1 protein-coding gene is annotated in these 322 nt (G+C 77.0%); it reads right to left on the bottom strand.

Features of this window, described 5'->3' with window-relative positions; all coding sequences use genetic code 11:
* The coding region (locus ACFWJO_RS39090) for a hypothetical protein (protein WP_386872981.1) at positions 1-322 on the bottom strand (322 nt) is incomplete at both ends.

The raw sequence follows: 322 nt of genomic DNA on the forward strand, positions 1-322 counted from the left end.
TCCGGGCGCAGCCCCTGGCGGCCCTCGCCGGCGTCCGCGCCCAGGACCAGGATGTTGTAGCGGCCCTCGGCCTCCGGGACGGCCGGCCCCTCCTGGAAGACCTCGCCGAGCGCCCCGCGGCTCGTGTTCGCCGCCCAGCCGCCGTAGAGCAGGGCGCCGCTGGTGAGCACGAGCGCGAGCGCGGTGACCGTCGCCGTGATCTTCCGCGGGCCGGGGGCGAGCAGGTGCAGCCGGATCAGCCGGAACGTGTCCACCCACAGCACCGCCCAGCCCACCGCCAACGCCGCCAGGACCACCGCCAGCCCGAGCAGCACGCCGTCCC

The organism is Streptomyces sp. NPDC127092, assembly GCF_042722475.1.
Taxonomy (GTDB): Bacteria; Actinomycetota; Actinomycetes; order Streptomycetales; family Streptomycetaceae; genus Streptomyces.